Here is a 13529-nt window from a genome sequence, read left to right on the forward strand (position 1 = left end):
ATCGTAACCTTGTTTTTCAAAGAAAACCGATAATTCGTCAAGGTCCTTCTCCGCACTTACCCTATAGCTAATGACTTCTACCGCTGGCTCTGCTTTTTTCTTTAACCATAGGCAATGATGGTTATGATCTTCAATAGCACGGTAAAAAATATTCTCCTCATCAGCTTCCGTTTCAATGAAGCCAAGAGCATCATAAAACTTTCTTGACTTCTCTAAATCTGTCACATGTAGAACCGCACGACCGGTACGAATAATATCAAAATTCATTTTTTCTCCTCCTTTATTTCTATTAGATTATTTTTTACCAAACTGCGGAATGTGGTGATCTTTCATTGCTACATGAATGATTTTCGTTTCGGTGTAAAAGTCAAATGCATAGTGCCCGCCTTCTCTACCAATACCGCTGTGCTTTGATCCCCCAAAAGGAGTGCGCAGATCGCGAACATTTTGGGAATTTACCCAAAGCATTCCGGAATCAATAGCATGGGCTACTCGATGTCCCCGTTGCATGTCTTTGGTCCATACATATCCGGCAAGTCCGTAGCGAACGTCGTTAGCAAGTTCAATCACTTCAGCTTCATCTTTAAATGTCATCACTGCAATGACAGGTCCGAAGATTTCTTCCTGGACAATACGCATATTGTTCTTAGCATTTAATAAAATCGTTGGCGCAACATAGTTTCCACGATTCAGTTCCCCAGGTATATTTCCACTGATTACTTCACAGCCTTCATCTTTTGCCAACTCGATATAGCTTTTTACATTATTGTAATGATCCGTATGAATCAGCGGGCCAACTTGTGTATCCGCTCTCATTGGGTCTCCTACTCGGATGTTCGCAACACGGTCTTTCAGATTTTCGATAAACGACTCAGCGATCGATTCATGGAGATACAAGCGGGAATTGGCCGTACAACGTTCCCCGTTAAAAGAGAAAATCCCCCATGTGCACGCATCTAATGCTCGGTCCACATCTGCATCTTCAAATACAATAATCGGTGATTTTCCTCCAAGCTCCATGGAAAAGCGTTTCAAGGAGTCTGCCCCATTTTTCATAATTTCTGACCCGGTTGTCGTTTCTCCTGTGAAGGAAATCAATTCCACATCAGGGTTAGCAACGAGGGAAGCACCGGCAGTTTCTCCATAACCGTGTACAACGTTAAATACACCGTCTGGAAGTTCTGCTTTATCAATGATTTCCGCTAGGCGATTTGCAGTAAGTGGCGACAACTCAGCAGGTTTTAGAACTACTGTGTTACCTGTCGCCAAGGCCGGAGCAATTTTCCAGGTCTCCAGCATAAATGGCGCGTTCCAAGGAGTAATTAAACCAGCAATTCCTACCGGCTTTTGAACCGTATAGTTTAAAAACTCGTCATCGACTTGGTAAACTTCTCCGACTAAACGAGCAGATACCATTTCCGCATAAAAACGAAAATTATTCGCTGCTCGAGCAACCATCTTTTTCGTTTGACTGATCGGAAGACCCGTGTCATAAGATTCTAAAGGGGCGATTTCATCAATATGCTCATCAATTAAGTCGGCAATTTTGTATATGTACGTTAGCCGATCTTTCATTTTCATATTTCCCCATTCACCTTTATAGGCTTTTCGTGCCGCCTTAACAGCCTTTTCAATATCTGTTTCATCTCCTGAAGCGACAGCATTGATCTTTTCATTCGTAAACGGACTAATATTATCAAATGTTTCTTTACTTTCCGCATCTACAAAAGCTCCATCAATGTAAAGCTTAATATCTTCTACCTTTTTGTCAAATGGAACCTGTTGTTTAGCAGTTACTTGATTGCCCACAATATCATTCTCCTTTTCATTTAATAAAATAATATAATTATTATAATATTTTAAATGTTTCATATAATACTATTGTATATGAAATCATATATTTTTTTATTCATTTCCCTACTCCGAAGAAGGAAAAACTTCCCCATTTTACAAAGAAACCATACTAGCAGTAGAAACTTTATTTATGAATTTAATTGTAAAAGTGTGGCTACTAAGTTTTCCCCACCCATCTAAGGTTATTTCATTTTTCTCACCTTCGAGACAGTGAAAAGATCCTTGAAACTCTCGATGACCGTCATGCAGTTGAATATGATATGAACCATTTTCGGGTAATATATATTGATTATTAGTATTTATACTCCTTGTATCAACCGAAGAGGTGCTCAAATTGTCTATTTGTCCCACTATCTTATGATGATCTCCTAAGTAACTTGGGACAAGGTGAACGTCTCCATTAGAAACTAAATTTCTTATTAACGTAGAACTAATTTTTGCGTTTTGGTGCGTCTTTTTAGAAATAATAGACACATCAAAAGGTTTTTTCAAACTTTCTTTTCGAAGATAATCCGTGTCCCCTTTTGCTTTTAAACCAAATGTAAAGTCGAAACCGACGACAACGTGTTTTACGTTGAGATTTAAAATATATTGATTTATAAATTTCTCTGGTGAAAGATCTGCAAAGGACTTATCAAAATGCACTACAAATAATTTTTCACACCCCTCATTAGCCATCTTTACAGCTTTTACAGATAATGGGGTCAAATATTTACGATCTATTTCACCTTTCGTTACTTCGTTCGGATGGGGGGAAAAAGTCATGACTGTAAATGTTTTATTCTGCTGTTTTGCCACACGCTTTGCACGCCTTAATAAATATTGATGACCTACATGGACTCCGTCAAAGAAACCTAAAGCCATAACATGAGGTTCTACATCGTGGAAGACAGTTCCGGACGTGTCGTTCAAATAAACAATCTCCATTTCCTTCCTCCTTCTTTAATATCCTAAATTAAGAATACCGAATTGTGACAGAAAACTCTACGACAAATTATGTTTAAAAATTTAATTTTTTTTACTACTTTGTGTTTATTGAATAAATAAACAATCGAGCAGGAGGGGGTGATTAACCCCCGACCTCTCTCACCACCAGTACGTACGAATCAGTATACGGCGGTTCAATAGCTTGAGTGTGCTTTCTCGAAGAGTCGGTTTAAGTTTTTTAGACCAATTCCTTCGATAATTTTGTTTGTAATGGCTCTGTGTAAAATAAAACTGCACGCGATGCGCCAATAATAACCCTTCCGTGTATTCGCCGATTCCCAGGCCTTTTGTTTGGGTACTTTGAGCTTCATAAGACTCTTATACTTCGTCTTCACTTTTTTCCAGTGTTTCCATATGATTTGCCTAATCCTTCTTCTGATCCATTGATCAATACTTTCGATATAGCCTTTCATATAACTAATCCCCTAGTAGTTGATCCACCCTGTTTTGGATTCCCTACCTTACTCTTCTCTCGGTTAACGGTTAGTTTTAGTTTCTTCTCGAGAAATTCAGTGACGCTTTTCATGATACGGTCTCCTGCTTTTCTACTTTTAAAATAGATGTTACAGTCATCCGCATAACGGATGAATTTATGCCCCCGTTGTTCCAACTCCTTATCCAGTTAATCCAGATAGATGTTACTTAAAATCGGGGAGAGATTTCTTCCTTGCGGAGTAACGATATCAGTTGGATGAACTTCACCATTTATCGATACACCACTTCGTAGGATCTTTCGAATGAGACCAAGAATTACCTTATCCTTAATGTGCTTTTCCACTTAGAACATTAGCTTGTCATGATTAACCGTATCGAAATATTGTTTCATGTTGATATCAACCACTGTCCGGTATCCTTCTTCGTAGTACTCCTTTGCAAGATTCATCGCGTTATGAGCACTGCGTTCCGCTAACAGTTCCTACTACCAAGCCTGTAGTGGACTTTCACCACCAAATTGTTGGACATGCCAGGCACACTAAAAAAATCCCCTCTCGCACTGAAAACTATGCGAGAGGGGATTTTTTTACAAATGACTATTCGATATTTAATTCTCCTTCGACGATTAAAACCTGTAAAGTTAATAACAGTTGATAACCTGAAAGAGGATCTCGAAGGTCTTTTCCAAGGACTTCCTCCAATTTTTTTATTCTATAACGAAGCCCACTCATCGATAAAGCGAGCTCCTCCATAGATTTCTCAAGATTTCCTCCATTTACTAGAAAGACATAAAGGGTTTTTATAAAGTCTGTATTATCTTTTCCCCCCTCGTATAACGGCCCTAACAATTGTTTTGCTTTTAGTTTAATAGATTCTTTATCTTTAGATTGAATCAAGAGGCCAACCACACCTAGCTCTTCAAACTGAATTAGTTTGTTGGAAGAAGTGGTCATCTGTAATGCTGTTATCGCTTCATCATAATGTTCAGTTGCCTGCTGAATTTGGTCCGCGAACGTGCTTATACCCATTTTGAATGTTCGCCTTGGAAAGTATTCCTTTAAATGATCTATAAAATCATTACATAACTGAACTACATTACTGCCAAGAGAGTCCATTTGAATAAGCAAAATAATGTTTCCATCACGTTGCCCAATTAAAACAGTGGAGCGTTTTTTAAAATATTCTAAGACAGTGTCCATCACTTGTTCATGAAAGAGTAACTCTTTTTTAGATCTCTCGTAATGATTATTATATTTTAGAACGGTAATATAATAAGACTTTTCTAAGTTAAGATTAATGTAACTTCCCCGTTTCAAGATTTCCTTATTAGATAATATGTTTCCGCTAAGAATTTGTTCCAAGAAATGACCTTTCATTCTTTCTGTAGCTTCAAATGTATTTTTTTCATTTAGCATATAAAGAGAACAAACCGTTGCAGCTCTCTCTAAAATCATTTGATCGACTTCGGTCACTTCTTCTTTTTCTTTTCTATACACAAAAGAACAATATCCAAGCTTGTTTTTATTTAACATAATTGGCGTAATAAGACGTTCGTGGATTTTACCAGAAACTTCTCTCGTATGATAAAAATAATTTTTATCGCTCATTTTTTCTTGAAACCTAGACTTAAAATCCGAATCTACTTCTTCAAAGCGATCGTCACTTAAGCCCGCATATGCCAAAGGTTGGAACTTGAAGTCTTCTATAAGTATCGGGGTTTTGGTTTCATTAAAAACCACATCAGCAATCGACTGTAAATCATTCCCACTCACAAGCTCCTCTGTTAATCGCTTGTGAAAGGCAAATGTTTTGGAAAGGTTATTACGTTCATTAAGCAGTTGTTCATAAGTCGTTTCGAGCTCTTTTACGATTGTTGCATTCTCATAATATTGTAATTCCTCATCGACTTCTCCGTCCCATTCTGACAGTGATTTTCCAACATAATAACATTCACTGGCTCCTGTTCCTTTACAAGTTATTTCTTTAAAAAGGACAGTATGTTGACAAATTTCTGAATAATAACCACTCGCATACCCTATCAAAGTGTGACAGACTGGGAATTCATCCTTTCCAAACTGTTGGAGATGTCCTTCTGCTTCATAAGAGCTAGTCCACGCTCCCTCTACATGTACGGAGTCTACTGATCCATTTTCATCGTATTTAATCTTAAGTTCAGATCTTTTCACTTCTGTATAACCTTGTATCATATGTAAAACAGGTCCTTGTCTTAGAACTTCTTCATAGGATGTGAAGTTCTGCTTAAGCACTCTTTTCGCATCATTTACGCCCATGTTCCATCCATAGCGGATAAGAAACCCTTTCATACGGCTTTCACCTATGTTTTCCATAAGATCTTTCCTAAGGGTGCCAAAAACAGAGGAGGAAGTTAATATCATCCGTTCATTATCTAAGTAAATCTTCCCATCCTTTTCATTACGAGACTTATAAATATTTTGATCAAACGACATCTTCTTCACCTTTTTCTATATTTTTTAGGGGAACACTACAATGCGTTAGTGACTTGAGAGTTCGAAATTAAAAATATAACTGTGATAATCAAGAACTAGTACTTTCTCCATCATCCCTAACAACATTTGAAAGAGAAAACGTAGAGAGTAATCCGAGCAACAGCAAAATAGAAATTACTGAAAAGGTAAGAACATAATTTCCTGTTCTCATTAAAAAAATAGTTATCAATGGTCCAATGGTTGATCCGACAAAAAGAAAGAAAGAATACAATGACATCGCGACTGATTTTTCATTACCACCATGTTGTCCTAGAAATGCAATTAGAGATGGAATGGTAACTGAGATTCCTGCTGTAAAAATGATACTCATTAATGTCAGAATCAAAATACTGTTTGATATACCAATGAAAAAAAGGCCAATTGCCGCAATCAAAAGACCACTGCGTACTAATTTAACCAGACTAAAACGCTCCGCTAGTCTACCACCAAATGGTGCAATTAGCATACCAATAATTCCAGCAGAACGGACCTGCAATATTTGTGTAGCTCCAACGTCATACTTCACTTAAATAATCCTCAAATATCATGTACATACCAACAAAACTCAACATTAATAATACTGTAATAAAATAGCATATAAGAAAAATTTCCTTAGATAAAATAATAGTGAATCGACTAAAAACTGGGTCTCTTCCCGAAGTCACCCTAACTTTATCTCCGGGAATCACCAGCATAAACATAATGGTCAAAACTAAATAAAGGATACCATATATATAAAATACGTAGTTCCATCCGAAAGCTCCATTAACAACACTGCTGTAAACTTGTCCTACGATTCCTGCCATTATAAAACTAGCACTAATAAAACCTATTGCAGTCAACTTCTTTTTAAACGGATAAAGTTCCGTGATAAATGTTATTGCAGTTGGTGCAAACGAAGCTGCGACAAATCCTTGAATGCCACGTAATACTATAATTGTACTAAAATTTGAAGCCATTCCAATAATGGGTGAAATAATCGTTAACAATAAAAGACCAAATACAATCACTCTTTTTCTACCAAGACTATCAGAAAGCGGAGCAAAAAAAACCGTACCTAGGGCATAACAAAAAGAACAAACACTGGTAATTAGTACGGCTTTTTCGGCTGTTATTCGAAATTGAGTAATAAACACCGGATTCAACGGAATGGTCGAGAATAAAGTCGAAACAATTAGTAAGCCACTACAAAAAAAGACAAGCGTCATAAGTGGATATTTTTTATCCGAAATGGATGTTCTTAACATTGGCTCTCCCACTGCATTCCCCTTTTCAAAATGGATTTTAATTATAAATTATTAGAGTAAATTCACTTTCAAGAAATTGGAAACCCCGCAGAAATTATTTCTCTAAATATAGTAATTTCGATATATTGGGAGATGCAAACTATAATATCTATTAACAATGCTCCTATCGGTTCCAATGTTAATCCACTAAAATATGTAAGGAAAAACATTCATCACCCTGACTATGAACAGTTAATTATCAATAGTAATTTCCATTAAATCCTGGCCTACTATGACTTTTCCGTTAAAATGCTCACTCGCTTCTTGATAAACTTCTTCCTCATCAGTGTTCGGAAGTAAGTGTGTTAACACGACACATTTCACACCGGCTTCCTGTGCTATCTCTCCTGCTTGCTGTGGAGTACAGTGTTCTTTGGTTAAAATATCCCAGATTCTTAAAATGTTCGGATCAGAGGATTTATTATTAAATACGGAAGACACTATCGCAGCATCTTGGATTAAAATGTCTGCATCTTTTGCTAACTCAATCAGGCTATTTACCGGGGCGGTATCTCCAGATATTACTATGGACTGATTCCCTTTTTGAAAGCGAAAGCCAAAAGTCTCTACATTATGGATTACTGGAGTATATGTGATATCAACATCTAAATCAGAAAGTGGAACCTCTCCTCCCACGCTAGGCAATTCTATAATATTGACATCCAACAGACCTTCCTCAGAGATTCCGAGAGTAGAAACACGATAATCTATATCATCCTTAAACATATCCAAAACTTTTTCATGAAATGCTTTTAAACCCTTAGGTCCTACAATAGTCAATTTTTTTCTTCCCAGAGACCATCCACCTAACAAGAAATGGCTGTATCCGAATACATGATCGGAATGTAAATGAGTAAATATTACATTTTCTACTTCAATTGGATTAATATTGGAATTTAATAACTGACGAGTAGTACCTTCTCCACAGTCTACTAACACAGGAGTATTATCTATCATAACAACCTGAGCTGGACCAGACCTTTCTTTATTTGGCTTCGGGCTTCCTGTTCCTAATAATTTGAGATAAAAAGATTGCATAATTCATTTCCCCTTTTTCGCTATTTTAATGAATCTGAAAATATAATTCTATTAGAATTCCAAACTAATTATTAACTGTTTTCGATATTAGTTTCAGATAGCCCAAAGTGTTTACTACGCTTTCTCTTCCACTCTAGCAAAATAATTACTCCGCCTAATAAAGCTCCTATTACGTTTATAACTTGAGTAACATATATCGTTTCATATATAGGTAGAAACAATAGAACGGAAGATGCTAGAATAAGTGATCTTTTCATAGTAATCAAATGGTCAAACAAATAACCTATTACACCTATTGACAATAGAATACAACCAAAGATAACTGTAACGATAGTGGCTACTGTAAATACGAGATTTTGTCCCCCATCACTCCCCAGTAACAATGAAGGAGAATATACAAACAAAAATGGGACGATGTAAGCTATTGCCCCAAACTTCATAGCTTCTAAGCCTATTTTATGAGGGTTTTCCCTTGCAATTGATGATGCAGCAAAGCAAGCCACAGCGATAGGTGGGGTAAAGCTAGAAAGAATAGAGTAATAAAATACAAACATATGAGCTGCTACAGGTTGGACACCTAATTCAATTAATGAAGGTGCAATTAACACTGCTACCATTGAATATGCAGCTACAGCTGGCATTCCCATGCCAAGGACTATTGAAACAACTGCACTAACAATTAATAAAATGAAAAGTCCTTGTTCACCACCTACTTGAGTTAACGACTGAACCAAATTAAACCCTAGTCCTGTAACCCCTACAACTCCAACAATTAATCCTGCCGCTGCTAGTACAATCCCTATCTCCAGAGAAGTTTTCCCTGTTTCAATAAATGTATCTCTAATCTTTAAAAAATACTGTCTCCTACCTTGTTTCTGAAAAAGAAATATAACAAACGTAAAGAGTACAGTGTATATAGCACTAGTCGATGGCGGATATCTCCACACAAATAATAAAGCAATGAGCATAGTAAACACCGGGATAAGAATCCAACCTGTCTTTAAAACCTTACTGAATTGTGGAATTGCTTGTTGTGGAAGCGGAGCCAGTCCTCTTTTACCAGCACGTAGATCGACTTGCATAAATAAACATATATAGTACAAAATAGCGGGTATTAATGCTGCAAGTGCAACTTCCATATAAGAAATTCCGAGATTTTCAGCGATTAAGAAGGCGGCTATTCCCATAACTGGTGGAAGAATCAACCCCCCAGTTGAGGCAACAGATTCAATAGCACCAGCCTCGGATTTGCTATAACCACTTCTTTTCATTAATGGAATGGTCATATTACCCGTCAACAAGACATTTGAAACTGGTCCACCTGTGATACTACCAACAAAACTTGAGCCAACTACGGAAATTTTTGCCGGTCCGCCTCTAAATCGTCCAAATAAAGAAATTGCAAAATCGTTAAACATATCTCCACCTTTGAAGTGTATTAGTGCTTGACCTAAAAATATAAAAGCAAGCGCCATTGAGGAAGCTATGTTTAACATATAAAGTAAGCTGTTAGCGTCTAAATACAAATAGTTTAATAATTGTCCAGGTGATGTCCTCTGACCTTGTAAAGCACCTGGGAAATATGGAGCAGTAATCCATATGCTATTACGAATATAACGATCCCCGTTAAAATCCAGCCGAATAACCGTCTTAACGCCTCTAATATTAAAACTATAGCAGTGACACTTAAGAGCAATCTTTCAAGTGTTATTATTCCAAAGCTTGTTAATATTTCTGGATAATATATAGCAATATACAATCCTACCGTTAAACCTAAACAAGCGAGTAACAAATCATACCAAGGAGCATTCTTTTTGTTCTTTTCATTACTTCTAGCAGGGACAGCCAAATAGATAGAAGTTAGTATTAAAGCTAAAAACAAACCAATATATTGTTCTCTATAAATCAAAATACTAAAGTAACTATATAAAGAGAGTATATAACTTATTCCTAACGTCGGGATAAGAAACAAAAGTACGTTCCAAATTTTTAATTGATAACCTGACAGGTTCCTAAAACGTGAACTTTCATAATCGGCCATTTTACCTAACACCTCGCTATACCATTATCATAATTCTACTGAAATCAACTTTTTTCAATGCTTATTGATTAAGTAATTCTTGTTGGTTTTCTTCAGCCTCATCAGTCCAAACTCCAATTTCTTTAAAAAACTCAACAGCCCCAGGGTGATACGGGACACCTAAGTCTGGTTTAAACATTGTTTCTTCCCTCCAGGATTCTAACCATGTGTGTAAACCATGTAACTCTTCATAGTTTTCCCATAATGCTTTCACTACATTATAAGCTTCTTCATCAGAAAGCTGATCAGCAGATCCAATTAAAATAGTAGGATATGTTATTAGTGCAGTCTCCTCCTCAACATAACCCCCTTCAAAAGCTGTAATATCAGCACCAGGAATAAAAGTCTCTAGTGCTTCTAGATCACTCTCAGATATATTATCAATTTCTGTAGCAACATAGTTACCATAAGGTAGTGCTTTAATAGGATTTGCAGAATGTAGTTCAAGTGCACCCGCTGCTTCAGGTGATCCTGTAAATACCGCATCTACCCTTCCTTCTCTCAATGCATCCAAGCCAGCGTTAGGGTCTGAAATTGGTACAGGTTCCAAGTCATCCAATGTTAGACCTACCGAACTTAACTCCGCCTCCAATATCGAACTAATAATATTATTCCCTGGATATTCTGCAGCAACCGACTTCCCTTCAAGATCTTGGAGAGAATTAATACCAGAGTCTTGTCTAACTGTATAGCCTCCTAACACATTTTCATTACCGGCAACAAGGGCTCTTATATTATCACTTTCTTCGAACACGTTTTCACCGTTGTAAGCCCAGATTGCATCTGGAAGTGAAAGAAAACCCATGTTTACTTCTTGATCATTATTGAAGATGGACATCCACGTAGCTGGACCAGAATATGGTCTTATTGACACTTGTAGTTCAGAGTTGTTTATAATAACATCCGCTAACCCGGTACCAGCTCCATGATAGCCTTGACCAGCAGGGTGGGTAGCTATATTAACACCACCGCTTGATGAAGAAGATTCCCCCTCACCTGTTCCTGTACTGTCTCCACCACACGCACTCAAAACTATTAGACTGGATAAAACTGTAGTGTGAATTTTTAAATTTTTCATCATATAACTTCCTCCTCTTATTTAAATAGACTCTCGGCATTCGCCGAGCATTGAAAATCCATACAATAGTAACTTCACAATCTAAACTCTCAGTATTTTTTACGAATTACATAACCGCCCTTGTTATTCCGAGAAGCTATTTAATATTTCTTTTACGCATTGTCTCCAGCATTTAGATAGTAGCAACAATCTTTCTAAATACGATAAAATATACGAAATGATATATCATATTTAAAAAAAAAAAAAAAATGCTTTGATCAATTTATAATTAAAATGTTAACAAGATAAAAATGTTCGCAAATATCTCTCCACTAAATTCTTAATCCTCCGACTCTTCATAGCAATTTCAATTAAACTTCTACAACCCCTTTTATAAAGCGCTTTCAAACTCTTGATTTTTAAAACATAAGCAATAAAATTTCTGGACACACATTCTTTCTTTCACCAATTATATTTGCATTATAGCCCTTTAAACTGCTTACGTCAAAATATTTTTATATATTGCGAATAATCTTTATATTAAAATAATAGCTTTACTAATTTGAATCTACTAAAAAATCTAACTAAATAACTTGATGCTTGCATTTTTTTATGAGTGCACTTATATAATTTCTACTACAACCCTTAAAGGTTTATTTTCACAGGCAGAGCCTGTGGTTTTTAAAGACGTAATGGAAAAACACCTCTACTTTCTAGCAAATATGAAAGTAGAGGTGTTTAGTAAAAAAAGAATATTAATTTCACTTGCTATTGTTTATTACTTCTCTACCTTTTCTCTGGTAACTTCATTTAGAAAATTATTAACGAGATCGGTTTCTTTTTGCTTGTCAGCCATTAAGTATGCTGCTGCTGTCATTCTAAAGGAATCAAGTAGGTAAAAGCGTTCATAAAGTTCACCACGACTACCAAGATCTGAGCCTATAAAGTCCCAAGCTAAACGGAATAAACGTATTTTTTCTTCTGCTGGTGCATTCCTTGCTTGGTAGTACTTGTCAATATATCCTCTTAGTGGTCCTTCTAAGTCAGCTTTACTTGGTGTAAGCATAAATCCACCACCACCAATTACACGAATAAGTTCCATTGCTCTAGGGATCCAATTTGGCATTAAACCTCTTAATGCTACTAATGGTTTTTCATCAGGTACATAAATACCATCTACAACAGTCGTAGATCCTTCAATCGATGAAACTAGAGCAGAACGAGTCATTTCTTTCATTGTCCAAATTTCACCTAATTTTTCTTGAATATGATCAAATTGATTGACGCCAGTCATATCTGCAATCATATGACCAATACCAAAAAGAAATTCTAGTTTTGTATTCGCTCTTGTCATTGCTTGGAACACAATATAGGATCTCCAATTTGTAGCATCCGTAAGTTCACGAAATAATTCAATATTTCCATCAAGGAAAACACGTTCTTTTGGTATATGCACATCATCAAAAATGACGACTGCATCCATTTCATCAAAACGAGCGGATATCGGATAATCAAAAACATCACGGTCTTTACTATAAGAATCACGGCAAATAAATTTCAATCCAGGAGTATCCATCGGAAGCGAAAATGCGAGAGCATACGGAGCATCCTCAGGGCGCATTCCTTTCCCTCCTGCTGATGGGTACACAACTAATTCATCAGAGAATGGTGCCAATGTTGCTAACATCCTTGCTCCAGATACAATAATGGAGTCTTCTGTTTCCCCAATTTTTCGAAGGGCTACTTCTCCTCCTCCTTGCTCTGCTTCTGCCACTGAACGATCAATTTGAGGATTAACGATACAGTGTGTTAAGCATAAGTCATTTTCTCTAATAAAATTAAAGTATTCTCCAAGATTTTTAGCACCTTGTTCATTTCCATATCGCGACCACACATCGAGCCTACTTGCATAACAAGCAAAAGTAATATTTAGGTAATCTGGGCTCCTTCCCATGATTCCTCCCGAAGCTTCTGCCCAAATCTTAGAGGTTTCTTGAATACGCTTTAAATCTTCTTTACTTCTAGGAAACATGAATGTTGTCCCTACTTTGTCTCCTGTAGTAGGTGATTCTGTTAACATTACTTCAGGGTGTTCGTGTTGTAAGTCATAAAGATGTGCTACGGAATGTGCAGCACCTTTAAATTCAGAGTGAGTGGTTACATCTTTTATTTGTTCACCGTTCAACCAAATCTCCCGATTGTCTTTTTTTAATCCTTCTAAATACTGTTCCCCAGTTCGTGCTGGCATAGAATCATCTCCCTTTAACTTATTGAATATTCTTCTT

12 protein-coding genes and 1 pseudogene are annotated in these 13529 nt (G+C 36.6%); all 13 read right to left on the minus strand.

The annotated features are described in order from the left end of the window. Positions 1-267 (minus strand): annotated as a pseudogene (locus tag ACHABW_RS20515) (3,4-dihydroxyphenylacetate 2,3-dioxygenase); the annotation flags it as partial. A gap of 27 nt (positions 268-294) precedes the next feature. After that, entirely contained in the window at positions 295-1812 is a 1518-nt protein-coding gene (hpaE, locus tag ACHABW_RS20520) for a 5-carboxymethyl-2-hydroxymuconate semialdehyde dehydrogenase (RefSeq protein ID WP_435758157.1), read from the minus strand. A gap of 135 nt (positions 1813-1947) precedes the next feature. Then, the gene (locus ACHABW_RS20525) at positions 1948-2781 is read right to left on the minus strand and encodes a cytidyltransferase (RefSeq protein WP_435758108.1); all 834 of its coding nucleotides are present in this window, start codon (positions 2779-2781) and stop codon (positions 1948-1950) included. A gap of 194 nt (positions 2782-2975) precedes the next feature. Then, positions 2976-3254, minus strand: a complete 279-nt coding sequence (locus ACHABW_RS20530; RefSeq protein ID WP_435758110.1) for a group II intron maturase-specific domain-containing protein — start codon at positions 3252-3254, stop codon at positions 2976-2978. After that, on the minus strand, positions 3251-3451 hold the full coding sequence (locus ACHABW_RS20535) for a reverse transcriptase domain-containing protein (RefSeq protein WP_435758111.1): 201 nt from the start codon (positions 3449-3451) through the stop codon (positions 3251-3253). Before ACHABW_RS20535 ends, ACHABW_RS20530 begins: the two co-directional genes overlap by 4 nt. 421 nt (positions 3452-3872) lie before the next feature. After that, entirely contained in the window at positions 3873-5744 is a 1872-nt protein-coding gene (locus ACHABW_RS20540) for a XylR N-terminal domain-containing protein (RefSeq protein ID WP_435758113.1), read from the minus strand. Positions 5745-5832: 88 nt separating this feature from the next. Then, entirely contained in the window at positions 5833-6309 is a 477-nt protein-coding gene (locus ACHABW_RS20545; RefSeq protein WP_435758115.1) for an MFS transporter, read from the minus strand. Beyond that, positions 6299-7042, minus strand: a complete 744-nt coding sequence (locus ACHABW_RS20550; protein WP_435758117.1) for an MFS transporter — start codon at positions 7040-7042, stop codon at positions 6299-6301. The genes ACHABW_RS20545 and ACHABW_RS20550 overlap by 11 nt, the downstream gene beginning before the upstream one ends. A gap of 219 nt (positions 7043-7261) precedes the next feature. Continuing rightward, positions 7262-8107 carry an MBL fold metallo-hydrolase gene (locus ACHABW_RS20555; protein ID WP_435758119.1) on the minus strand — a complete coding sequence of 282 codons (846 nt, stop codon included), beginning with the start codon at positions 8105-8107 and terminating at the stop codon, positions 7262-7264. 71 nt (positions 8108-8178) lie between these two features. Then, a complete protein-coding gene (locus ACHABW_RS20560) occupies positions 8179-9750 on the minus strand; it encodes a TRAP transporter permease (RefSeq protein ID WP_435758159.1) in 1572 nt (523 codons plus the stop codon). Beyond that, positions 9639-10148 carry a hypothetical protein gene (locus ACHABW_RS20565; RefSeq protein WP_435758121.1) on the minus strand — a complete coding sequence of 170 codons (510 nt, stop codon included), beginning with the start codon at positions 10146-10148 and terminating at the stop codon, positions 9639-9641. Before ACHABW_RS20565 ends, ACHABW_RS20560 begins: the two co-directional genes overlap by 112 nt. Positions 10149-10209: 61 nt before the next feature. Further along, complete coding sequence (locus tag ACHABW_RS20570) at positions 10210-11268, minus strand: TAXI family TRAP transporter solute-binding subunit (protein ID WP_435758123.1); 1059 nt, start codon at positions 11266-11268, stop codon at positions 10210-10212. Positions 11269-12022: 754 nt separating this feature from the next. Beyond that, positions 12023-13492 (minus strand): 4-hydroxyphenylacetate 3-hydroxylase family protein, encoded by a 1470-nt coding sequence (locus ACHABW_RS20575; RefSeq protein WP_435758125.1) that lies wholly within the window; start codon positions 13490-13492, stop codon positions 12023-12025. Between the last annotated feature and the right edge of the window lie 37 nt (positions 13493-13529).

This window comes from Salipaludibacillus sp. CF4.18 (assembly GCF_051262595.1).
Taxonomy (GTDB): Bacteria; Bacillota; Bacilli; order Bacillales; family Salisediminibacteriaceae; genus Salipaludibacillus; species Salipaludibacillus neizhouensis.